This window comes from Geodermatophilus sp. SYSU D00698 (genome assembly GCF_054050335.1).
The window spans coordinates 66,576-88,831 of the sequence record NZ_JBJGZD010000009.1; the positions used below are offsets into that span (position 1 = coordinate 66,576).

A 22,256-nucleotide genomic window follows, 5' to 3' on the forward strand; every position below is an offset into this window, starting at 1 on the left:
CGAGGGCCTGCCGACACCGGTCGGCAGGCCCTCGACCCCGGCTCAGGCGCGGCGGTCGAGCTGCCCGCGCAGCAGCAGCCAGCCGACGACGGCGAGGTAGGCGCCCACCGGCACACCCCCGCCCGTCTGGGACAGGAACAGGAAGACCGGCGTCACCAGCGGCAGCAGCGCGACCAGCGGGCGGGACACCCGCCCCGAGCGCCACAGGCCGACGGCCAGGGCGACCGAGCCGAGGAACCACAGCGCGTTGGCCACCAGCGCCACGGCGGGGAAGAAGGCCAGGTCCTCGCCGTTGACGACGCTGGACAGCATGCCGCCGCTGAGCAGCACCGTCCCGGTGGAGGCCGCGATGGCCGGCCAGCGGGTGCCGGCCAGCGCGGCGAGGTGCAGGTGGAGGACCGGCAGCGCCCAGAGCATCACGGCCGTGCCGACGAGGATGGCGGCGGTGCGCGGCTCGATCGCCGGGTCGGTGTCCTGCGGGTGGAGCAGCTGGGTGACGCCGACGGCGACCGAGATGCCGGCGGCGACGAGGGCGGCGGCGCCGGCCCGGGTGCCGGCCCGGGGCCGGGTCGCGGCGGGGGCGGGGGTGGGCAGCGTGGTGGTCACGAGGGCTCCTCGGCTCGGTGGGGACGCCTGGTCAGGCGGTCGCCGAGGACGCTAGGAACGGCCGGGGCACGCCGGCGTCGGCCTGCGGTCCACATCCGGCGGCGGCGGGTCGCGACCGCGGTGTCGACCTCGGTCGAACCCCCGTGTCGCCTTCCGGGGGACGCGCGGCCGGCTCCGGGACCCGTAGGTTCCCGTGCCGTGACGACCGCCGAGGCCGCCCGGCACCCCGCGGTCGCGGCGGCGGCGGTGCCCCGCTGGACCAGCGGGCTGGACCTGGCGGTCGCCGCCGGCCTGGCCGTGTGGGGGCTGGTCGAGGTGGTCCTCTCACCCGGCCTGGCGCCGGTCCCGGGCGCGCTGTTCGTCCTGGTGTCGACCCTCCCGCTGGCGGTGCGCCGCCGGTTCCCCGGCTCGGTGACCGCCGTGGTCGCGGCCGCGCTCGTCCTGCACGCGGCGACCGCGGAGACGGCGGCGACCTTCACGCCCTTCCCGAGCCTGCTGCTGGCCGCCTTCACCGTCGCCGTGCACGTCCGCTCCCTGCCCGCGGCCGTGGGCCTGGGCGCGCTGCCGGTGGCCGCCATGGCGGCGGCGGGGCAGCTCGGCTACTTCGGCGTCGAGGCGTCCCGTCCCCGCGCGCTGGTCCTGCTGTTCTTCTTCGTCGCCGGCGCCTGGACCGGCGGGCGCGTCGTCCACCACCGGGCGCTGGCCGCCCTGCGCGCCGAGGCCGGCTCGGCCGCCGCGGCCGACCGGGCCGTGGCGCAGGAGCGGGCCCGCATCGCCCGGGAGCTGCACGACGTCGTCGCGCACGCCGTGTCGGTCGTCGTGCTGCAGACCGGCGCCGCGGAACTGTTCGTCGGCCGCGACCCGGACCGCGCCCGCGACCACATCGGCACGGCGCGCCGCACCGCCACCGAGGCCATGGCGGAGATGCGCCACCTGCTCGACGTCCTGCGCGAGGGCGAGGCCGTCTACCTGCCGCAGCCGGGCATCGAGCGGCTGCCGGACCTGGTCGACGAGGCGCGCGGCGCCGGCCTGGACGTGTCGCTCACCGTGGACGTCGCGGGGACCGTGCCCGACGGGCCCTCCCTGGCCGTCTACCGGATCGTGCAGGAGTCCCTCACCAACGTCCTGCGGCACGCGCCGGGCGCCCGGACCGCCGTCACCGTCGGCCGCACCGGGGACGAGCTCACGGTGGCGGTCCGCGACCACGGTCGCCGCGCGGCGACCGGGGACGCGCCGCCGGCGCCGTCCGGCCTGAGCTCCGGCGGCTACGGCATCCCGGGCATGCGCGAGCGGGTCCGCGTGTACGGCGGGTCGCTGGCCGTGGGTCCGGAGCCGGACGGCGGCTGGCTGGTCCGCGCGGTCCTCCCGGTGGGGCCGTCGTGACGGCGCCGCGGCGGCTGCGGGTCGTCGTGGCCGACGACCACGCGCTGGTCCGGTCGGGCATCACCGGCCTGCTCGAGGCGGGCGACGTCGAGGTGGCCGGGGAGGCCGCCGACGGCGTGGAGGCGGTCGAGGTGGCGCTGCGGGTGCGGCCCGACGTCGTGGTGATGGACGTGCGCATGCCGCGCCTGGACGGCATCGAGGCCACCCGCCGGCTGCGCCGCGACCCGGCCGGCCCGCAGGTGCTCGTGCTCACCACCTTCGACCTCGACGAGTACGTCTTCCGGGCGCTGGAGGCGGGCGCCGCCGGGTTCCTGCTCAAGGACGCGCCGCCCGGCCGGCTGGTCGACGCCGTGCGCACCGTCGCCGACGGCGACGCGCTGCTCGCCCCCGCCGTCACCCGCCGGCTCGTCGAGCGGCACCTGCGCGCGCCGGCGCCGGCGACCGGGCCGGACCCCGCCGCCGACCTCAGCCCGCGGGAGCGGGAGGTGTGGCTGCTCGTCGCGCGGGGGCTGTCCAACGCCGAGATCGCCGGCACGCTCGTCGTCACCGAGGCCACGGTCAAGGCGCACGTCACCCGCCTGCTGGCCAAGCTCGGCGTGCGCGACCGGGTGCAGGCGGTCGTGCGCGCCTACGAGACCGGACTCGTCCGCCCCGGCGGCTGAACGGCGCTACCGTGCGCCGGTGACCGACCTCGACCGGCTGCTCGCCGCCGCCGCCCGCGCCCGGGTGCCCGAGGGCGGGTTCGGCTACCTCGGCGCCGACGGCGCCCTCGTGCCCGGCCGCCCGCAGCAGACCTGGATCGTCGCGCGGATGACCCACGTCTTCGCGCTGGCGCACCTGCTGGACCGGCCGGGCGCGGAGGAACTGGCCCGTCACGGCCTCACGGCGCTGCGCGAGGGGCCCCTGCACGACGGCACGGACGGCGGCTGGCGGGCGGCGGAGGACGACGGCACGAAGAGCGCGTACGTGCACGCCTTCGCCGTGCTCGCGGGCGCGACCTCCACCGCCGCGGGCGTCGACGGGGGCCCGGCGCTGCTCGACGAGGCGCTGGCGGTGTGGGACCGGCACTTCTGGGACGACGACGCGGGCCTCGCCGTCGAGGAGTGGACCGCGGACTGGTCCCGGCTGTCGGACTACCGCGGCGCCAACGCCAACATGCACGGCGTCGAGGCGACCCTCGCCGCGGCCGACGCCCTCGGCGGTGCGGAGGCCCCCCGGCTGCGGCAGCACGCGCTGCGCAGCACGGAGCGGATCGTGCACGGCTGGGCCCGCGAGCGGGACTGGCGGCTGCCCGAGCACTACGACGCCGCCTGGACGCCGCTGCCCGAGCACAACCGGGACCGCCCGGCCGACCCGTTCCGGCCCTACGGGGTCACCGTCGGGCACCAGTTCGAGTGGTCGCGGCTGTGCCTGCACCTGCGCGCGGCGCTGGGCGACGGCGCGCCGGCCTGGCTGCTCGACGACGCGGTCGGGCTGTTCGAGGCGGCGGCCGGCCGGGGCTGGGCCGCGGACGGGCAGCCGGGCTTCCCGTACACGCTGGACTGGGACGACCGGCCGGTGGTGACCGCGCGGATGCACTGGGTGCTGTGCGAGGCGGTGGCGGCGGCCACCGTGCTCGGCGCGGTCACCGGCGAGGACCGCTACGCCGACCTGGCCGCGGCCTGGCGGGCGCACGGCGAGGAGCGCTTCGCCGACCCCGCCACCGGCAACTGGCACCACGAGCTCACACCGTCGGGCGAGGTGGCCACGGGCACCTGGGCCGGGCAGCCGGACGCCTACCACCTGGCGCAGATGCTGCTGCTCGAGGGCGCCCCGGTGCGGGGGAGCGTGGCCGCGGCACTGCGCTGACCTCGGTGTGTCCACTCCGGCGGGCATGGGTAGGCCTGCGGTGACCGCAACGAGTCCCGAGCAAGGAGGAACGTTCCCGTGGCCAGCGTGCAGGAATCCGTCGACGTCGACGTCCCCATCCGTGTCGCCTACGACCAGTGGACGCAGTTCGAGTCCTTCCCGCAGTTCATGGGCGGGGTCGAGCGCATCACCCAGGTGAACGACACGCTCACCCACTGGGTCACCAACATCGACGGCGTCAAGCGCGAGTTCGACGCCGAGATCACCGAGCAGCACCCCGAGGAGCGGGTGGCCTGGGCCAGCACCGGCGGCGAGGCCAAGCACGCCGGCGTCGTGACCTTCCACCGCCTCGACGACAACAAGACCCGGGTCATGATCCAGATCGACTGGGAGCCGCAGGGCGTCATCGAGAAGGCCGGCGCCGCGCTCGGCTTCGACGACCGCCAGGTCAAGGCCGACGCCCAGCGGTTCAAGGAGTTCATCGAGAGCCGCGGCACCGAGACCGGTGCCTGGCGCGGCGACGTCCCGCGCCCGGACCAGCAGTAGCGCACACGACGGCGCCCGTCCCCTCCGGCCGGAGGGGACGGGCGCCGTCGTGTGCGTGCCGGTCGGCTACTCGGCGTCGAGGTCCTGGGCCACCAGGCCGGCGATGTGCTCGACCACCGAGGCGTCGTCGCTGGTCACGGTGACCTCGGCGCCCTTCTGGGCACCGAGCGTCATGATCATCAACGGCGACCCGGCGTCGACGGGGTTGCCTCCGGGGGTGGCCAGGGTGACCGGGACGCCGGCCTTGCCCACGGCCTCCGCGATGAGCGCGGCGGGGCGGGCGTGCAGGCCGACCCGGGAGCCGACGGTGACGGTCTGACTGGGCATGGGATGGATGTCCTCGCTGCTCGGGGTGGGTGGTGGGGTCGAGCCTGCCGTGTCAGGCGCGCGTGGGCGCGTCGACGGTCGCGGCGGGCGCCGCGGTGTGGGCGTGCGCCAGGTCGACGGCGTCCTCGGGGACGGCCTCGGCCTTGGGGTGGCCGATGCTCTTGGCGATGATCACGGCGATGGCGCCGACGACGGCGCCGATCGCGATGGCGAGCAGCCACATGAGCACGCCGTTGATCGCGAAGAACACCACGATCCCACCGTGCGGAGCCTGGGCCTGCACTCCGGCCGCCGCCACGATCGCGCCGGTGGTCGCCGAGCCGATCATGATCGACGGGATGACCCGCAGCGGGTCGGCCGCCGCGAAGGGGATGGCGCCCTCGGTGATGAACGCCAGGCCCAGCAGCCACGCGGCCTTGCCCTGCTCCTGCTCGGCAGGGGTGAACAGCTTCGGGCGGACGACGCTGGCCAGGGAGAGCGCGATGGGCGGCACCATGCCGGCGCCCATGACCGTCGCCATGATCACCAGCGGGCCGGTGTTCTCGCCCGGGTCGGAGATGTAGCTCGACAGGCCGGCGGTGGCGAAGGCGTACGCGGCCTTGTTGACCGGTCCGCCCATGTCGAAGGCCATCATCAGCCCCAGCAGGATCCCGAGCAGGACCGCCGACGTGCCGGACAGGCCGTTGAGCCAGTCGGTCAGGCCGGTGATCGCGGCGGCGAGCGGGCGCCCGAGGACCAGGACCATGAGACCGCTGGCGAACAGGGTGGCCAGCAGCGGGATGACGACGACCGGCATCAGGCCGCGGACGATCCGCCCGACCTTCAGGCGGCTCAGCCACCGGGCGGCGAAGCCGGCGATCACGCCGCCGATGAGCGCGCCGAGGAAGCCCGCGTTGACCTGGACGGCGACCAGGCCGGTGATGAAGCCCGGGGCCAGGCCCGGCCGGTCGGCGATGGCGTAGGCGATGTAGCCGGCGAGAGCGGGGATGAACAGCGAGAAGGCGAGCGAGCCGATGAAGAACAGCATCGCGCCGAGGTAGCCGCTGAGGCCGCCGTTCAGGTCCGTGACCGTGCTCGTGGGCAGGTCGAACAGGGAGTTGTTGAGCACCCAGTCCTTGGCCCAGGAGTTGCCGGAGTCCGGGTTGGTCAGCGCCACCGGGTATCCCGCGAGCAGGAAGCCCAGGGCGATGAGCAGACCGCCGGCCGCGACGAACGGGATCATGTAGCTCACACCGGTGAGCAGCCAGCGGCGGACCTCCGCACCGGCGCTCAGCTTGCCCCCGCCCCCGCCTCCGGACGGTGCGGCAGCCGCGGCGCCGCCACCCGGCACCCGGTGGGCGTTCGGGTCCTCGGCGGCGGCGAGCGCCTCGCGGATCATGACCTCGGGCTCGTTGATCGCCCGCTTGGTCCCCGACTGGATGACGGGCTTGCCGGCGAAGCGCTCCCGGTCCTTCACCCCGACGTCGACCGCGAAGATCACCGCCTCGGCGTCGCGGACCACCGCCGGGTCCAGCGGGGTGGAGCCCGAGGAGCCCTGGGTCTCGACCACCAGGTCGACGCCGGCGGCCTGCGCCGCGGCGGTGAGCTTGTCGGCGGCCATGTAGGTGTGCGCGATCCCGGTCGGGCAGGCGCTGACGGCGACCAGCTTCCGCCGCGCGGCCGGGGCGGCGGCAGGAGCGTCGGCGGGAGCGGCCGACGGCGCCGCGGCGGCCGGCGCGGTGGCGGGGGCCGGGACCGAGGGGGACGCGGTCGCCCCGGCCGCCGGCTGCGGGGAGACGACCTCCTCGACCAGCCGGACGACGTCCTCCGCCGAGCCCGCGGCCCGCAGGGAGGCCACGAAGTCCGGCCGGACCAGCGCGCGGGCCAGCGCCGAGAGCAGGGTGAGGTGGTCGGCGTCGCCGGCGGCGGGCGCGGCGATCAGGAAGACCAGGTCGGCCGCGCCGTCCGCGGCGCCGAAGTCGACCCCCGGTGTCAGCCGGGCGAAGGCCAGCGACGCCTGGGTCACCGCGGCCGACCGGCAGTGCGGGATGGCGATGCCGCCGGGCAGGCCCGTGGCGGCCTGCGCCTCGCGGGCGAGCGCGTCACCGGCGAGCGCCTCGGCGCCGGTGGCCCGGCCGGCGTCGGCCACCAGGCCGGCCAGCCGGCGGACGACCGCGGCCTTGTCGGAGCCGAGGTCGGCGTCGAGGACGACCAGCTCGGGCGTGATGAGTGCGGACATGACGGACCTTCCGGGGCGTCAGGGGACGTCGCGGCCGGCGGCCGGGACGGGCTCGGGGAGGGGAGGGGTGCCGGGCAGGCCGGGGGACACCTCGACGGCGTCCGGGTGGACCTGCTCCGGCGTGGGGACGGCGGAGCCCGGCAGCGCGGCGGCGGCCGAGCCGGTGGCGACCGCGCGGCGCAGCCGCTCGGCGGGCGGGGCGCCGGCCAGGTCGGCCAGCAGGTGGCCGGCCAGGCTCGAGTCGCCGGCGCCGACGGTGCTGCGGACGGCGATCCGCGGCGCGCGCGCCGACCACACGCCGTCGGCCGTGGACAGCACCGCGCCGGCACCGCCCAGGGTCAGCAGCACCTCGCCGACGCCGCCGGCGTGCAGGGCCTGCACCGCCGCGAGGAGGACGGCGGGGTCGGCGAGCAGCGCGGCCTCGGTCGTGCCGGTGACCTGCGCCAGCTCCTCGGCGTTGGGCTTGAGCAGGTCCGGCGCGGACGCGGCGCCCGCGGCGAGCAGCGCCCGCAGCGGCGCCTCGGAGGTGTCGACGGCGACCCGGGCGCCGGTGCCGCGGACGGCGCGGACCAGCTCGGCGTACCAGTCCTCGGGCGTGCCGGGCGGCAGCGAGCCGGACAGCACCACCCAGTCGGCGCCCGCGGCGGCCGCGGCCACGGCGGCGGCGAGCGCGGCGCGCAGGCCGGCGTCCAGCGGGGTGCCGGGCTCGTTGAGCTTGGTGGTGGTGCCGTCGGGCTCGGTGAGCGAGTAGTTGGTGCGCACCGGGGCGCCGGTGGGGACGGTGACCAGCGGCAGGCGCAGCGCGTGCAGCGCGGTCACCAGCGGGTCGGTGGGGTCGGCGGGCACGACGGCGAGGACGTCGGCGCCGGCGGCCGCCAGCGCGCGGGCGACGTTGACGCCCTTGCCGCCGGGCTCGGTGGAGCTCGCGCCCAGGCGGGCGACCTCGCCGCGGGCCAGCGCGCCGGGGAGGGCCAGCGTCCGGTCCAGGCTGGGGTTCGCCGTCAGCGTGACGACCCGCCCCCCGCTCACGCGACCACGACCTCGACGCCCGCGGCGTCCAGCTCGTCGAGGACCGCGGGGTCGGCGCCGTCGTCGGTGACGACGACGTCGACGTCGTCGAGGGAGGCGAAGCGGACCAGGTGCTCGCGGCCGAGCTTGCTGCTGTCGGCCAGCACGACCACCCGCTGCCCGGCCCGCACCATCGCCCGCTTCACCGAGGCCTCGGCCTCGTCCGGGGTGGTCAGGCCGTGGCCGGGGGTGATGCCGTTGGTGCCGAGGAAGGCGACGTCGACCCGCAGCTCGGCCAGCGCCCGCACCGGCGTCTCGCCGACCGCGCACTGGGTGAGCCCGCGGACGCGGCCGCCGAGCAGGTGCAGCGTCACGCCCGGCGCGTTCGCCAGCCGGGCGGCGATCGGCACCGCGTTGGTGGCCACGAACAGCGACCGGTCGACCGGCAGCACCTCGGCCAGCGCGGCGGTGGTGCTGCCGCCGTCGAGCAGCAGGCTGCCGCCGCGGCCGGGCAGCAGGTCCAGCGCCACCGAGGCGATCTTCCGCTTGGCCTCGGCGCGGGTGGCGTTGCGCTCGGCCAGCGCCGTCTCCATGAGCGTCAGCGACCCGGCGGGGACCGCACCGCCGTGCACGCGCCGCAGGACACCGGCCCGCTCGAGGACGGCGAGGTCCCGGCGCACCGTCTCGGTGGTGACCCCGAACTGCTCGGCCACCGCGGTGACCGCGATCCGCCCCTGCTCGACGACCAGCGTGGCGATCGCCTGCTGCCGTTCCTCGGCGTACACCCGTCGACCCCCTCGGTCGTCGTCCCCGGCGTCCTCGGGAGGCCGGCAGCGGTGCCCGAACATGTGGGAACGGGCTTGTGTCTCTGTGGTTGTACGTTGGTTACGTTGACAAGTCAACACGCTTTCGTGATTGTGGTCACCGACGGACGACGAGGTCCCCGACCGACATCCCTCCGACCGACGCGAGGTCCGCATGTCCACCACCGCCGCCGCCAGCACCGTGCTCACCGGGACCCCGGTCGTCCCCGGCGTGGTCCTCGGTCCCGTCGTCCGGCCCTCCGGTGCCGTCCGGCTGCCCGCCGAGGCGTTCGACGAGCTGCCGGAGTCCGCCCGCGAGGAGGAGCGGGCGCGCTTCACCGCGGCGGCCGAGGCCGTCGCGGGCCGCCTGGCCGACCGCGCCGCGGCGGCCACGGGGATGACCGCGGAGGTCCTGTCGGCGACCGCCGGCATGGCCCGCGACCGCGGGCTGCTGGGCGCGGTGGAGCAGCGGATCGGCGCCGGCGTCCCCGCCGCGGTGGCGGCGGTGCAGGCCGCGCAGCAGTTCGTCGACGTCTTCACCTCGCTGGGCGGCGTCATGGCCGAGCGGGTGACCGACGTGCGCGACGTCCGCGACCGCGTCGTCGCCGAGCTGACCGGCCAGGGCGAGCCCGGCGTCCCCGCGCCCGAGCGGCCGTCGGTCCTGCTCGCCGACGACCTCGCGCCCGCCGACACCGCCGGCCTCGACCCCGCCCGCATCGTCGGGCTGGCCACCCGCCTGGGCGGGACCACCAGCCACACCGCGATCATCGCCCGGCAGCTGGGCCTGCCCCTCGTCGTCGCGGTGGAGGGGCTGGACGCCGTCCCCGCCGGCGCGACCGTGCTGCTCGACGCCGAGGAGGGCACCGTCACCGTCGACCCCGACCCGGCGGTCGCCGCCGGCCAGCTCGAGGCCGCCCGCCGCGCGGCCGAGGCCCTGGCCGGCTACCAGGGGCCGGCCGCCACGCGCGACGGCGTCCCGGTCCCCGTGCTGGCCAACGTGCAGGACGGGGACGGCACCCGGGCGGCGCTGGCCGCACACGCCGAGGGCGTCGGCCTGTTCCGCACCGAGCTCGCCTTCCTCGGCCGGGCCGCCGAGCCGACCGTCGAGGAGCAGGCGAGCGGCTACGCCGACGTCCTCGAGGCCGCGGCCGGCCGCCGGGTCGTCCTGCGCACCCTCGACGCCGGCTCGGACAAGCCGCTGGAGTTCGCGACCCCGCCGGAGGAGGCCAACCCCGCGCTCGGCGTCCGCGGCCTGCGGGTGGCCCGCCGTGACCCCGGCCTGCTCGACCGCCAGCTCGACGCCGTCGCCGAGGCCGCCCGCCGCACCGGCGCCACGCCCTGGGTGATGGCGCCGATGGTCGCCACCGAGGGCGAGGCCGCGGACTTCGCCGCCCGGGTGCGCGAGCGCGGGCTGGTGCCCGGCGTCATGGTCGAGGTGCCCTCGGCGGCGCTGCTGGCCGACCGCGTGCTCCGGCACGTCGACTTCCTGTCCATCGGCACCAACGACCTGTCGCAGTACGCGCTGGCCGCCGACCGGCTCTCCGCGGACCTGGCTGACCTCACCGACCCGTGGCAGCCGGCGCTGCTGGCACTGGTCGAGCTGACCGCGGCCGCGGGCCGGCGGGCGGGCAAGCCGGTCGGCGTCTGCGGCGAGGCGGCGGCCGACCCGCTGCTCGCCTGCGTCCTCGTCGGCCTCGGCGTCACCTCGCTGTCCTGCGCCGGCTCCGCCGTCGCCGGGGTCGGGGCGCGGCTGGCCACGGTGGACCTCGCCGCCTGCCGGGAGGCCGCGGCCGCGGCGCTGGCCGCCGACGACCCGCGGGCCGGCCGCGCCGCCGCCCGGGCGGTGCTCGCCCGCGCCTGACGACACCGCGCGCGGGTGTCCGCGACCCCGTCACCTGGTGACCGATCCCACCCTCCCGGGTGAACGATCGTCGGACATCTCCTGACACACCCTGCGATCCTTCGGAATACTCAGGGCGTCACCTGCTTTACTACAGGTGCACGACGACGAGAGCACCGAAGAGGAGACACGGACATGTCCATCGGGACCACCTGGCGGCAGCGTCGGCAGGCGGCTCGCACGCGGCGGGCCATCGACCGGGCCCTCGCCCGCAGCAGCAGCCCGGCGATGCGCGACGAGCTGCTCACCATGGCCAACAGCAACTCGTTCCACACGCGCGGCTTCTGAGCGCCCGGCCGCTCCCCGCGGCGTACCCGCACGGCCCCGGTCTGCCTCCGCAGCCCGGGGCCGACTGCTGTCCGGGGCACCCCCGGACGGGGGAGCGGCGTCCGGGACCGCGCCGTCCCGCTCAACCCGACGGCCCCGCGTGCCGATCGTCCCGGCGTGAGCGCAGCAGGACCCGCGGACGGGCCCGTTCCCCCGGTGGAGGCCCGTGAGACGTCGGGTGCGACCACCGGGCTGGTCCTCGCCTTCGTCCGCCAGCACGCCGGCGACGACGCGGCCGAGGAGGTCCTGCGCCGCGCGGGCGTGCCGTTCACGGCCGACGAGCTGTCCCGGCCCTCCACCTGGACCAGCTACGACACCCGCATCCGCCTGTTCACCGCGGCCACCGAGGTGCTGGGCGACCCCGGCGTGATGTTCCGCATCGGGGCGGAGTCCCTGCGGACCGGCATGAACCCGAGCGTCGTCGTCCTCGTGCGGGCCATGGGCTCACCGCGGCAGGTGTTCGCCCGACTGCCGCGCGCGGTCGCCAACTTCACCACCACCTCGACGATGGAGGTGGTGCGCTCCGACGCCACGTCCGCGACGCTGCGCTACCGGCTGCACGAGGGCTACGCCCACTCGCGGCTGGACTGCGACTACGCGCGCGGGCTGATCAGCATGGTGCCGACCATCTTCGGCCTGGCCCCGGCCGCCGTCGTCCACGAGGAGTGCGAGTCCTCCGGCGGCGAGGCCTGCGTCTACCACCTGACCTGGGAGCGCCGCGGCCGGTGGCCGCGCCGGCGCCGCGGCGCGGACGCGGCCGACCCTGAGCTCGTCGCGCTGCGCCAGCAGGTCCGCAGCCTGCAGTCGGCGGCCACCGACCTGGTCGAGGGCGGTGACCTCGAGACCGTCCTGCGGCGGATCGTGGAGCGCGCGGCGGCCGCCGTCCTCGCCCCCGCCTACCTGCTCGCCGTCTCCTCCCCGCGCGGCGGCGCCCCGCTCGTGCACAGCTCGGGCCTGGCGCCCGCGGAGGTGCCGCCGCTGGTCGCGCGGCTGCTCGCCGGCGAGGACCTGGGCCCCGGCGCGGTGACCGTCGACGTCGCCTCCGCCCGCCGGACCCACGGCCGGCTGGCCGCCCTCCACCGCCCCGGCGACGGCGGCCTCGGCGACGAGCGGGCCATGCTCGCCGCCTACGCCGGCCACGCCGCGGCCGCCCTCGACCTCGTGCTGGCCCTCGAGGACAGCCGGCTGGAGGCCCGCCGGGCCGGCGCCCTCCTGGAGCTGGCGCACGGCCTGGCCCAGGCCGGTGAGGCGCCGGAGGTGTGCGCCGTCGTCGCCGAGGCCCTGCCCGGCATCGTCGGCTGCGGCAGCTCCGGCGTCCTGCTCTGGGACCCGGCCGGCGGCGTGCTGCGGGCGGAGTCCTGCGCCGGGCTGTCCCCGGAGCAGGAGGAGGTCCTGCGGTCGGCGGCCCTGCGGGCCGGGGACGTGCCGGAGGTCTTCGGCATCCTCACCGACCGGGAGCCCCGCGTGATCGGCGCGACCGGCGCCAGCGCCCCGATGCGCGACCTGCTCGCCGCGATGCACCTCACCGACGTCGTCGCCGTCCCGCTGCTCGCCGGCACCAGCTTCCTCGGCGTGGTCACCGCCAGCTGGGCCGACGGCGAGGTCAGCCAGGCCCTCGACGCCGACGTCCTCGCCCGGCTGCGCGGTGTCGGCGACCAGGCGTCCACCGCGCTGCAGAAGGCCCGGCTGCTGGAGACCGTCCGGCACCAGGCCACCCACGACGCGCTCACCGGGCTTCCCAACCGGGTCCTCTTCCGCGACCGGCTGGCCGCGGCGCTGGCCGCCGTCGCCCCCACCGGCTCCGTCGGCGTGCTGTTCTGCGACCTCGACCGGTTCAAGGCGGTCAACGACACCTTCGGCCACGCCGCCGGCGACGAGCTGCTGCGCCAGGTGTCGGCCCGGCTGCGGGCCGCGGTGCGCCCCGGCGACACCGTCGGCCGGCTCAGCGGCGACGAGTTCGCCGTCCTGCTGCCCCGGCTGGCCGCACCGGCCGACGCCGAGGCCGTCGTCCGCCGGGTGGCGGCGGCCTTCACCGAGCCGTTCCGTCTCGACGGCGTCCCCGCGGCGGTCGGCACGAGCACCGGCGTCGCCGTGCACACCGGCCCCGGCGGCGACGCCGAGCGGCTGCTGCAGGAGGCCGACGCCGCCATGTACCGGCACAAGCACCGCGACCGCCCGGCGGCCCCGGCCCCGCGGTCGGCGGACTAGGCGGCCTCGTCCGGCGAGCACCTCGGCCCCTCTGCGGGGCGGCGGGGCCTCCCTCAGTCGCGGAGCTTGGCGCGCAGCGCGGCCTGCTCGGCGGCGCCGAAGCCGTGCTCGTCGAGCCAGCCCAGCGGCCCGCCGTGCCGCTCGCCCAGGATCTCCAGCAGCCGGCGCATGGTCGCCGCCCGCGGCGTGTGGCTGGCGACGTCGCGGCGGGTCATGTCGTCGGCGTACGTCGGCGACCGGCGCAGCTTCGCCACCAGGGCCTCGATGACCTCGGCGGTCAGCGCGTAGTCGGCGACGATCTCCTCGTCGGGCACCCCGGCCACGGCCAGGCAGAACATGGCGACGACGCCGGTGCGGTCCTTGCCCGCGGCGCAGTGCACGACCGCCGCGCCGTCGCTGGCCGCGATCGCCCGCAGCGCCGCCAGCACGTTCTCCGGGCGGTGGTGCAGGTAGCCGAGGTAGGAGCGCACCGCCGGCGGCTCGACCTCGTCGGCCTCCGTGGTCTGCCGCGGCAGCACCGTCTCGGCCCAGTCGGCCGGCAGGTCGGGGACCTCGTCCTCCTCGACGGCGAACACGTCGGTGTGGTGGCCCCGCTCGGGCAGCAGGCTGAGGTGCCGGTGCGTGACCTCGGCGACCGCGCGCAGCGGGCCGCGGCCCTCGAGCAGCACCTCGGCGGTGGTGCGCAGGTCGATCACGTCGCTCAGGCGCAGGTCCTCGAGCAGCCGCCGCACGTCCTCGTCGCTGAGGGTCTGCAGGTTGTCGCTGCGCAGCACGCGGCCGAACGCCGTCACGCCGCCGTCGGTGGTGGGCAGGCCGCCCAGGTCTCGCGTGTTCGTCGTCCCGTCGAGCCGCAGCCAGCGGTCGGTGCGCACGTCATCGGAGGTCGAGGTCACCCGTCCGACGGTACGGGCCCGTGGTGAACGTCCCGTGCCGCCTGGAGGGGTGTGCTCGCTCACCACAGGGACGGGTGTGGCTGTGGAGGTCACCGACATGGGCAGTCCGTGACGGGCTCCCTACGGTGTGGTCCAGACCACGCCGGACGGGACCGTCCGGAGCAGCAACCGTGCACCGCCGCACACACCGAGGAGCTCGCCATGTCGCGTCCCCGCCACCGGTCCCGGACCGCCGTCCTCGCCACGGGCGCCGCGCTGGCCCTGTCGGTCGCCGCCTGCGGCAGCCCCACCGCCGCCTCGTCGGGCGGGAGCGGCGGGGACGGCGGCGGCGAGGGCGAGCCGATCCGGGTCGGGCTCGTCTTCTCCTCCACCGGGCCGCTGGCCACCTACGGCGAGCAGTACCTGCAGGGCTTCGAGGCCGGCCTGGACTACGCCACCGACGGCACCGGCGAGGTCGACGGCCGGCCGATCGAGATCGTCGAGCGCGACGACGCCGGCGACCCCGCCAAGGCCGTCGCCGAGGCCACCGACCTCATCGGCCAGGGCGTGCAGGTGCTCGCCGGGTCCACCGCCTCGGGCGTGGCCACCCAGGTCGCGCCGCTGGCCGAGCAGAACGACGTCCTGTTCATCTCCGGGCCGGCCGCCACCGACGCGGTGACCGGCGTCAACGACAACACCTTCCGGTCGGGCCGGCAGACCTACCAGGACATCCTCACCGCGCAGTCGTTCATCGGCGACGCGCAGGGCAAGACCGTGCTGGTCTTCGCCCAGGACAGCGCCTTCGGCCAGGCCAACGTCGGCGCCGTCACCGCCGTCCTCGGCGGGGCCGGGGCCACGGTCACCCCGCTGCTGGTGCCGGCCAGCGCCACCGACTTCACGCCGTTCGCCTCCCAGGCCCGCGACGCCGGCGCCGACCTGGTCTTCGTCGCCTGGGCCGGGGAGACCGCGCCGGCCATGTGGCAGGCGATGGGCCAGCAGGGCGTGCTCGACTCCACCACCGTCGTCACCGGCCTGGACATCCGCGCCAGCTACGCCACCTACGGCGCGCAGGCCACGCAGATCGACTACCTGTCGCACTTCTTCGCCGAGGCCGTCGACAACGAGGTCAGCCAGGCGATGACCGAGCGGGTCGAGGAGGCCGGCGGCACGGTCGACCTGTTCACCCCGGACGGCTTCACCGCCGCGCAGATGGTCGTGCACGCGCTCCAGGAGGGCGGCGACGACGTCGGCGCCATGGTGGACGCACTCGAGGGCTGGCAGTTCGACGGCGTCAAGGGCGAGCTGACCATCCGCGAGGAGGACCACGCGCTCCTGCAGCCGATGTTCCAGGCCCGCCTGGAGCAGCAGGGCGACGAGCTGGTCCCGGTGCTCGTCGAGACCCTCGACCCGGAGGCCACCGCGCCGCCGGTCGCCACCTCCTGACCCGGGCGCTCCCGCGAGGACCGGGCAGTGACCGCCTCCCTCCCCGCCCCGGCACCGGCCGCCCGCCCCGCGGGCGAGCCGGTGCTCCGGGTGGCCGGCCTGACCTGCGCGATCGGCGGCGCGGTCATCGTCTCCGACGTCTCCCTCGACGTCGCTCCCGGCGAGTTCGTCGCCGTCATCGGGCCCAACGGGGCGGGCAAGACCTCGCTGTTCAACCTGCTCTCGGGCCTGCTGCCGGTCACCGCCGGCACGATCACCCTGGACGGCACCGACCTCACCCGCGCCCGCCCGGCCGCGCGGGCCCGCCTGGGGCTGGGCCGGACCTTCCAGTCCTCGTCGGTGTTCGCGGGCCTCGGTGTCCGGGAGAACGTGCGCCTGGCGGCGCAGGCCCGGCTCGGCGGCAGCCTGCGGCCCTGGCAGCGGGTGCGCGCCTCGGACCGGGCGTTCGAGGTGGCCGAGCGGGCACTGCGCCGGGTGGGCCTCGCCGCCCGCGGCGACGCGCTCGCCGGGTCCCTCTCCCACGGCGACAAGCGCAAGCTGGAACTGGCGATCCTGCTGGCCACCGACCCCGCCGTCGTGCTGCTCGACGAGCCGATGGCCGGCGTCAGCACCGGGGAGGTCGCCGGCCTCACCCAGGTCATCGCCGACGTGCACCGGGAGGAGGGCCGGACGGTGCTCATGGTCGAGCACCACATGGACGTCCTGCTCGGCCTCGCCGACCGGGTCGCCGTCATGCACCACGGCTCGCTGCTCGCGCTGGACACCCCGGCACGGGTCACCGCCGACCCCGTCGTCCAGGAGGCCTACCTGGGGGACCAGCTGTGACCGCCGACCGGCCGGTGCTGCTCCGGCTCTCCGACGTGCACGTCCGGCTGTCGGGATCGCACATCCTGCAGGGGGTCGACCTCACCGTCCGCCGCGGCGGGGTGACGGCCCTGCTCGGCCGCAACGGCGCGGGCAAGACGACGACGGTGAAGTCGGTGCTCGGCCTGGTGCCCTCGGCCGGCCGCATCGAGCTCACCGACGCCGCCGGCCGCGTGCACCGGCTGTCGGGCCGGCGCACCCACGACGTCGTCCGGCTCGGCGTCGGCTACGCGCCCGAGGACCGCGAGGTCTTCGGCGGGCTGACCGTGGCCGAGAACCTCACGCTGGCCGAGCGGCGCGACTCCGCGCACCACCACGACCGGGTGTACGAGCTGTTCCCGGAGCTCGCGAAGCGCAGCCGCCAGCTGGCCGGGACCCTCTCGGGCGGCCAGCAGCAGATGGTGGCCATCGCCCGGCTGCTGCTCAACGACAACCAGCTGCTGCTCGTCGACGAGCCGACCAAGGGCCTGGCGCCGCTGCTGGTCGCCGAGGTCGCCGACGTGCTCGCCCGCGCCGCCGAGGAGGTGACGGTGCTGCTCGTCGAGCAGAACCTGTCCGTGGTGCGCCGCATGGCCACCGACGCCGTCGTCGTCGACCAGGGGCGCGCGGTGTGGAGCGGGTCGGCGCCGGAGCTGCTGGCCGACGCCGACCGCACCCGCGAGCTGCTCGGCGTCGCCTCGAGCGGGGGTGCGCACGCGTGAGCACCGTGGTGCTGCTGACCGTCACGGGCCTCGGGCTCGCGGCGCTGTACTTCCTCGTCGCGTCCGGGCTCTCGCTGATCTTCGGGCTGATGGGCGTGCTCAACTTCGCCCACGGCGCCTTCCTCACCATCGGCGCCTACGGCACCTGGTGGGCCTCGGAGAACCTGCCCGGCGCCGGGTCCGGCGGGTGGGGCTTCGCGCTCGCCGTCGCCTTCGGGGTCGCCGTCGGCACGGTCGTCGCGGCGCTGATCGAGCTGCTGCTGATCCGCCCGCTCTACGAGCGGCACATCGAGCAGGTGCTGGTCACCGTGGGGCTGAGCCTGGCGCTGGTCGCGCTGGTGCGGGCGATCTGGGGTGCCGACCCGCGGCCCTTCCCGGCGCCGGCCTGGGCCAAGGACACGACGTCGGTGCTCGGCGCCAGCGTGCCCAACGACCGCTTCCTGCTCATCGGCAGCGCCGCCGTCGTGCTGCTGGCCGTGCTGGCCTTCCTCCGCTACACCCGCTTCGGCCTGGTCATCCGCGCCGGTGTGGAGAACCGGTCGATGGTGACCGCGCTCGGCATCGACGTGCGGCGGGCGTTCACCCTGGTCTTCGCCATCGGCGGCGCGTTCGCCGCGCTGGCCGGCGCTCTCGGCGGCGTCTACCTCGGCTCGATCTCGCCGGGCCAGGGCACCTCGCTGCTGATCTTCGCCTTCATCGTCGTCGTCATCGGCGGGATGAGCTCGATCACCGGCGCCGCGGTGGCGGCGGTCCTCGTCGGGCTGGTGCAGCAGTTCGCCAACTACTACGCGGCCAGCGGGGTGGGGGACCTGTCGGTCGTCCTGCTGCTCGCCGTCGTCCTGCTCACCCGCCCCGGCGGGCTGACTGCGAGGGTGGCATGAGCCGGAACCTGACGCGGCTGGCGCCGCTGGTCGTCCTCGTCGTCCTGGCGGTCCTGCCGTACTCCACGCTGCAGGTCCCGGGCCTCTTCGACGGCGTCCTCAACAGCCCCGGCACCCTCCAGCTGCTGGCGCTGTGCCTGGTCTTCGGCGGGGTGGCGCTGTCCTACGACCTGCTGTTCGGGTTCACCGGGCTGCTGTCGTTCGGGCACGCGCTCTACTTCGCGGCCGGCACGTACGTGGCCAACCTGGCGCTGACCGAGCTCGGCTGGGGCCTGGGCGCGGCGCTCGCGCTGACCACCGTGGTCGGCATCGCGCTGCCGCTGCTGGTCGGCGGGGTGGCGCTGCGGGTGTCGGGCATCGCCTTCTCCATGGTCACGCTGGCCATGGCGCAGGTCGGGTCGATCGTCGTCCTGCGCGACCCCGGCGGCCTGACCGGCGGCGAGGAGGGCCTGGCGCTGGACCGCTCGAACGTGCCCGACGCGTTCGTCGGCGTCCTCAACACCGTCAACCTGTACTGGCTGGCGCTGGCCTACCTCGCCGTCGTCTACGTCGTCGTGGCGTGGGTGACCGGCTCGCGGGCCGGGCGGGTGTGGCAGGCGATCCGGGAGAACGAGCGCCGGGTCGAGGTGCTGGGCCTGCGGCCCTACTCGTTCAAGCTGGTCGTCTTCGTCCTCGCCGGCCTGCTGGCCGCGCTCGGCGGGGTGGTGCACCTGCTGCTGCTCGGCGGCTCCACGCCCCGGACGACGACCGCCGACTTCACCCTCGGCCTGCTGGTCATGGTGGTGCTCGGCGGGGCGGGCAGCCGGTGGGGCGCGGTGCTCGGCGGCGTCCTCTACACCTACCTCGACAGCCGGCTCACCGACCTGGCCTCCTCGCCCGCCGTGCAGGACCTGCCGGCCTGGCTGCGGGTGCCGCTGTCGGAGCCGCTGTTCCTGCTCGGGGCGCTGTTCGTGGTGGTCGTGTTCTTCGTGCCGGGCGGCATCGCGGGCCTGGTCGCCCGGCTGCGCGAGCGCCGCTCGGGCCGCCGTCCCTCGGCGCCCACCGGTGGGGAGACCCCGCCGCCGGGCCGGGTGGTCGAGCAGCTGCGCGAGACCGCGTCCCGCGGGGTGGGCGTCGGCGCGGCCGGCCCCCGCGACGGCGTCTGACGCGGGATCCGCAGCACGATCAGCTGACCTGATCATGCCGCGTCCTGGCTCACCGTCGACCGTGAGCCAGGACGCGCTGCGGTGAGCTAGGACGCCAGCAGCGCGTCGCAGACCTCGACCAGCCGCCGCCGCAGCGGGGCCGCCCGCCCGGCGAACCCCCGCTGCGCGGCCACGTACTCCGCCTTGCCCTCGGCCGTCTCGATCCGCACCGGCGCGTAGCCGCGGTCGGCCAGGTCGTACGGCGAGGCCCGCATGTCCAGCTCGCGCACCTCGACGGCGAGCTCGAAGCAGTCGGCGACCAGCTCCCCGGGCACCGCGGGCGAGAGCTTGTACGCCCACTTGTAGAGGTCCATCGTCGCGTGCAGGCAGCCCGGCTGCTCCATCGCGACCTGCGTCTCCCGCGTCGGCCGCAGCCGGTTGAGCCCGACGGCGGACGGCGTGAAGAACCGGAACGCGTCGAAGTGGCTGCACCGGATCGCGTGCGCCTCCACGACGGCGTCGGTGCCGGCCCGCCCCAGCCGCAGCGGGACCGCGTGCCGCCGCTCGTCGGCGCGGTGCACCATCGCCCACTCGTGCAGCCCGAAGCAGCCGGTCTGCGCCGGCCGGGACGCGGTGGCGGCGAGCAGGTCCCGCACGAAGCGGACGGTCGGCGCCCGGTCGGCCAGGTACGCCGCGACGTCGAGCCGCACCGCGCCGTCGCCGCCGGTCGCGTACCAGCGCCAGGCGGCGTGCGGCGCCGGACCCTCCGCCGACGGCGCCAGCGCGACGCCCGGCCCCGGGTGCCACCGGCGCAGCCGGGACGGCGTCTCCGAGTAGTAGGTGAACAGGAAGTCCAACACCGGGTGCGCCTCGCCCCGGCGGCGGCGGTCGCGGTGCGGCGCCGTCCACCGCTCCACGCGCGCGGCGTGCGCGGCCGCCCGCGCCGTCCACTCGGCCGCCGGCAGGCAGGGGAGGACGGCGGTCACGGGACCAGGGTAGGAGGGACCTCGGACCCGCCGGCCGGGGACGGGAGGGTGCCAGCCTGGGGTCTGCGACGAGGGAGGCGATCGCCATGGCCGGCGACGCGCGGACCACCCCGAAGCCCCTGCTCTGCCGCCTGGGACTGCACGCCTACGTGCAGCGGCACCCCGACGACGAGCGGCTGCGCGGCCCCGGCCACGAGGTCTGCCGGCGCTGCGGCCGGCGCCGGGACGTCGGGATCGACAGCATCGTCCCGCCGGGCGTCATGGGCTGACCGCTGCGCCCTCGGCGGCGGTCAGCCGGTGCAGCCGCAGCGCCAGCTGCACCTCCAGCGCCCGCTCCGGCGCCGACCAGTCGCGGCCCAGCAGCCGGCCCACCCGGTCCAGCCGCTGGGTGACCGTGTTGACGTGCACGTTGAGCACCTCGGCCGCCCGCGCGGGGGAGCCGCCGGTGTCGAACCACGCGCGCAGCGTGGCCACCAGGTCGGTGCCGCGACGGGCGTCGTAGTCGAGCACCGGTGCCAGCGTCGCCTGCACGAAGCCGGGCACGTCACGGCCCTCGCCCACCAGCAGGCCGACGAAGCCCAGCTCGTCCGCGCTCGCCGACTCCCCGGTGCGGCCCAGCGCCTCCAGCGTCGAGGCGCACCGCCCGGCCTCGGCCCAGGCGCCGGCCACGGCGGCCGGACCGGGTGCGGGCCCGGCGCCCCCGGCGGTGACCGGCCGCCCGACCGCCGTGGCGACCTCCCGGCGCACCAGCGCCGCCGCCGTCCCCGGCGCGAGGTCGGGCAGGCACAGGACGACGCGGCCGTCGCGGGCCCCGGCGAGCCCGCCGCGGGTGGCGGCGAGGTGCGCGGCGGCGGCCAGCGCCCGGCCGCGGCAGCGCTCCTCCACCCGGACGACGACGACCGACGCCGGCCGGTCCAGGTCGGTGCCCAGCCGGCGGGCGCGCTCGCGCAGGCCGTCGGGGTCGCGCAGCGGCACGGTCAGCAGCTCGTCGAGCAGCTCGCCGCGCACCCGGCCCTCGGCCTCGCCGGCGGTCCGCCGGATGAGCAGCAGCAGCGCGGTGACCAGCGCGGCGCGCTCGAGGATGCGCTGGTCGGCGTCGGACAGGTCGCCCTCGCGCTGCAGCACCAGCCCGCCGAGCAGGTCGCTGTCCACGGTCACCGCCGCCGTCCACCAGTCGCCGTCGCGCACCGTGCGGCCGGTGGAGCGGGCCAGCGCCAGCGCGCCGGCGGGGTCGGGCGGGAGGGCGCCGCCGTCGGCGGCGGGCGACGGGCGGCCCTCCTCGTCGAGCACGGTGATCCGGCCGCCCAGCGCGTCGGTCACGGCCGCGGCCACGTCCTCGACGCCGCCCCCGCGGAGCACGACGTCGATGAACCGGTCGTGCGCGCCCGCGGCCCGCTCCACCGACTCGGTGTGCTCCCGCAGCTCCCGGGTGGCCGCCGACAGCTCCTCCAGGGCGGCCCGGGTCTCCTCCAGCAGCCGCGCGTTGTCCAGCGCGATCGCCGCGTGCGCGGCCAGCGAGCCGAGCAGCGCCACCTCGGACCGGTCGAAGGTCCGCTCGGCGCGGTCGGCGGCGTAGAGCACCCCGATGACCTGCGACCCGCGGATCAGCGGCACGCCGAGGATGGCGACCAGGCCCTCCTCGCGGACGCCGCCGTTGATGTCGTCGGTGTGGTGGAACCGGGCGTCGTCGAAGTAGCTCGCCGTCGCGTAGGGCGCGGCCCTCTGGGCCACGAGCCCGCCCAGCCCCTCGCCCATCGGCAGCCGCAGCGCCTGGAAGCGCGCGGACACCGAGCCGTCGGTGACCCGCATGTAGGTGTCGCCGTGGGCGTCGTCGTTGAGCGTCAGGTACGAGATGTCGGTGCCCAGCAGCTGGCGGGCGCGGCGGACGATCGCGGTCAGCACCGAGTCGACGCCGCGCAGCGTGGCGAGGTCGCTCGCGGTGTCGAACAGCGCCGACAGCTCCGACTCGCGGCGGCGGCGGGCGGCGAAGGCGGCGCGCACCTGCAGCGCCAGGAGCCGGACCCGCTCCAGCTCGGCCAGCGTGGCGGGATCGGCGCCCGCGGTCCGGGCGCGCACCAGCGGGCCCTCGTACTCGATGGCCGCGGCGTCGTCGAGGACCATCTGCAGGTACTCGGCGGCCGCCGAGGGGACCCGGGACGTGCGGCCGGGGCCGTCGGCGGGCGGTGCTGCGGTCCGGGCCACGACCGGCAT

At 76.6% G+C, this 22,256-nt stretch carries 21 protein-coding genes; 13 read left to right on the forward strand and 8 right to left on the reverse strand.

The features are described 5' to 3' along the window. Window positions 1-42 precede the first annotated feature (42 nt). On the reverse strand, window positions 43-606 hold the full coding sequence (locus ACI8AB_RS10575; RefSeq protein ID WP_456950101.1) for a hypothetical protein: 564 nt from the start codon (window positions 604-606) through the stop codon (window positions 43-45). 198 nt (window positions 607-804) lie between these two features. On the opposite strand from ACI8AB_RS10575, the gene ACI8AB_RS10580 reads away from it, so the two are divergent. From ACI8AB_RS10580 to ACI8AB_RS10595, 4 genes are all read left to right on the forward strand, one after another. Continuing rightward, the gene (locus ACI8AB_RS10580; RefSeq protein ID WP_456950102.1) at window positions 805-1,989 is read left to right on the forward strand and encodes a sensor histidine kinase; all 1,185 of its coding nucleotides are present in this window, start codon (window positions 805-807) and stop codon (window positions 1,987-1,989) included. Further along, window positions 1,986-2,651: a response regulator gene (locus ACI8AB_RS10585; protein ID WP_387992175.1), complete on the forward strand. Its 666-nt coding sequence runs from the start codon at window positions 1,986-1,988 to the stop codon at window positions 2,649-2,651. The genes ACI8AB_RS10580 and ACI8AB_RS10585 overlap by 4 nt, the downstream gene beginning before the upstream one ends. 19 nt (window positions 2,652-2,670) lie before the next feature. Continuing rightward, on the forward strand, window positions 2,671-3,837 hold the full coding sequence (locus ACI8AB_RS10590; protein ID WP_456950103.1) for an AGE family epimerase/isomerase: 1,167 nt from the start codon (window positions 2,671-2,673) through the stop codon (window positions 3,835-3,837). Between the two features lie 78 nt (window positions 3,838-3,915). Beyond that, on the forward strand, window positions 3,916-4,383 hold the full coding sequence (locus ACI8AB_RS10595) for an SRPBCC family protein (protein ID WP_387992170.1): 468 nt from the start codon (window positions 3,916-3,918) through the stop codon (window positions 4,381-4,383). A gap of 66 nt (window positions 4,384-4,449) precedes the next feature. On the opposite strand, the gene ACI8AB_RS10600 is transcribed toward ACI8AB_RS10595, so the two are convergent. Genes ACI8AB_RS10600 through ACI8AB_RS10615 form a run of 4 tightly spaced genes read right to left on the reverse strand, consistent with a single transcriptional unit; the run spans window position 4,450 to window position 8,721 of the window. Continuing rightward, the gene (locus ACI8AB_RS10600) at window positions 4,450-4,710 is read right to left on the reverse strand and encodes an HPr family phosphocarrier protein (protein WP_387991904.1); all 261 of its coding nucleotides are present in this window, start codon (window positions 4,708-4,710) and stop codon (window positions 4,450-4,452) included. A gap of 52 nt (window positions 4,711-4,762) precedes the next feature. Beyond that, the gene (locus tag ACI8AB_RS10605) at window positions 4,763-6,928 is read right to left on the reverse strand and encodes a PTS fructose transporter subunit IIABC (RefSeq protein ID WP_456950104.1); all 2,166 of its coding nucleotides are present in this window, start codon (window positions 6,926-6,928) and stop codon (window positions 4,763-4,765) included. An 18-nt stretch (window positions 6,929-6,946) separates the two neighbouring features. Then, window positions 6,947-7,957 (reverse strand): 1-phosphofructokinase family hexose kinase, encoded by a 1,011-nt coding sequence (locus ACI8AB_RS10610; protein ID WP_456950105.1) that lies wholly within the window; start codon window positions 7,955-7,957, stop codon window positions 6,947-6,949. Further along, window positions 7,954-8,721 (reverse strand): DeoR/GlpR family DNA-binding transcription regulator, encoded by a 768-nt coding sequence (locus ACI8AB_RS10615; RefSeq protein ID WP_456950106.1) that lies wholly within the window; start codon window positions 8,719-8,721, stop codon window positions 7,954-7,956. Before ACI8AB_RS10615 ends, ACI8AB_RS10610 begins: the two co-directional genes overlap by 4 nt. 193 nt (window positions 8,722-8,914) lie before the next feature. On the opposite strand from ACI8AB_RS10615, the gene ACI8AB_RS10620 reads away from it, so the two are divergent. From ACI8AB_RS10620 to ACI8AB_RS10630, 3 genes are all read left to right on the forward strand, one after another. Further along, a complete protein-coding gene (locus ACI8AB_RS10620) occupies window positions 8,915-10,600 on the forward strand; it encodes a putative PEP-binding protein (protein WP_456950107.1) in 1,686 nt (561 codons plus the stop codon). A gap of 174 nt (window positions 10,601-10,774) precedes the next feature. Then, window positions 10,775-10,927 (forward strand): hypothetical protein, encoded by a 153-nt coding sequence (locus ACI8AB_RS10625; RefSeq protein WP_456935246.1) that lies wholly within the window; start codon window positions 10,775-10,777, stop codon window positions 10,925-10,927. A gap of 156 nt (window positions 10,928-11,083) precedes the next feature. After that, complete coding sequence (locus ACI8AB_RS10630) at window positions 11,084-13,174, forward strand: diguanylate cyclase domain-containing protein (protein WP_456950108.1); 2,091 nt, start codon at window positions 11,084-11,086, stop codon at window positions 13,172-13,174. Window positions 13,175-13,227: 53 nt separating this feature from the next. Here ACI8AB_RS10630 and ACI8AB_RS10635 read toward each other — a convergent pair whose 3' ends face one another. Beyond that, entirely contained in the window at window positions 13,228-14,067 is an 840-nt protein-coding gene (locus tag ACI8AB_RS10635; RefSeq protein WP_456950109.1) for a tyrosine-protein phosphatase, read from the reverse strand. A 201-nt stretch (window positions 14,068-14,268) separates the two neighbouring features. Between ACI8AB_RS10635 and ACI8AB_RS10640 the strand changes: the two genes are divergently transcribed. Genes ACI8AB_RS10640 through ACI8AB_RS10660 form a run of 5 tightly spaced genes read left to right on the forward strand, consistent with a single transcriptional unit; the run spans window position 14,269 to window position 19,080 of the window. After that, on the forward strand, window positions 14,269-15,489 hold the full coding sequence (locus tag ACI8AB_RS10640) for a substrate-binding domain-containing protein (RefSeq protein ID WP_456950110.1): 1,221 nt from the start codon (window positions 14,269-14,271) through the stop codon (window positions 15,487-15,489). A 27-nt stretch (window positions 15,490-15,516) separates the two neighbouring features. Continuing rightward, window positions 15,517-16,314, forward strand: a complete 798-nt coding sequence (locus ACI8AB_RS10645) for an ABC transporter ATP-binding protein (protein ID WP_456950111.1) — start codon at window positions 15,517-15,519, stop codon at window positions 16,312-16,314. Beyond that, complete coding sequence (locus tag ACI8AB_RS10650; protein ID WP_456950112.1) at window positions 16,311-17,054, forward strand: ABC transporter ATP-binding protein; 744 nt, start codon at window positions 16,311-16,313, stop codon at window positions 17,052-17,054. Before ACI8AB_RS10645 ends, ACI8AB_RS10650 begins: the two co-directional genes overlap by 4 nt. Beyond that, window positions 17,051-17,935 (forward strand): branched-chain amino acid ABC transporter permease, encoded by an 885-nt coding sequence (locus ACI8AB_RS10655; protein ID WP_456950113.1) that lies wholly within the window; start codon window positions 17,051-17,053, stop codon window positions 17,933-17,935. Before ACI8AB_RS10650 ends, ACI8AB_RS10655 begins: the two co-directional genes overlap by 4 nt. Then, on the forward strand, window positions 17,932-19,080 hold the full coding sequence (locus tag ACI8AB_RS10660) for a branched-chain amino acid ABC transporter permease (RefSeq protein ID WP_387991941.1): 1,149 nt from the start codon (window positions 17,932-17,934) through the stop codon (window positions 19,078-19,080). The genes ACI8AB_RS10655 and ACI8AB_RS10660 overlap by 4 nt, the downstream gene beginning before the upstream one ends. 86 nt (window positions 19,081-19,166) lie before the next feature. On the opposite strand, the gene ACI8AB_RS10665 is transcribed toward ACI8AB_RS10660, so the two are convergent. After that, window positions 19,167-20,045 (reverse strand): 3-methyladenine DNA glycosylase, encoded by an 879-nt coding sequence (locus tag ACI8AB_RS10665; RefSeq protein WP_456950114.1) that lies wholly within the window; start codon window positions 20,043-20,045, stop codon window positions 19,167-19,169. A gap of 86 nt (window positions 20,046-20,131) precedes the next feature. On the opposite strand from ACI8AB_RS10665, the gene ACI8AB_RS10670 reads away from it, so the two are divergent. Beyond that, a complete protein-coding gene (locus ACI8AB_RS10670) occupies window positions 20,132-20,314 on the forward strand; it encodes a hypothetical protein (RefSeq protein WP_387991947.1) in 183 nt (60 codons plus the stop codon). On the opposite strand, the gene ACI8AB_RS10675 is transcribed toward ACI8AB_RS10670, so the two are convergent. Next, complete coding sequence (locus ACI8AB_RS10675) at window positions 20,304-22,256, reverse strand: helix-turn-helix domain-containing protein (protein ID WP_456950172.1); 1,953 nt, start codon at window positions 22,254-22,256, stop codon at window positions 20,304-20,306. The two genes, ACI8AB_RS10670 and ACI8AB_RS10675, sit on opposite strands and share 11 nt — an antisense overlap.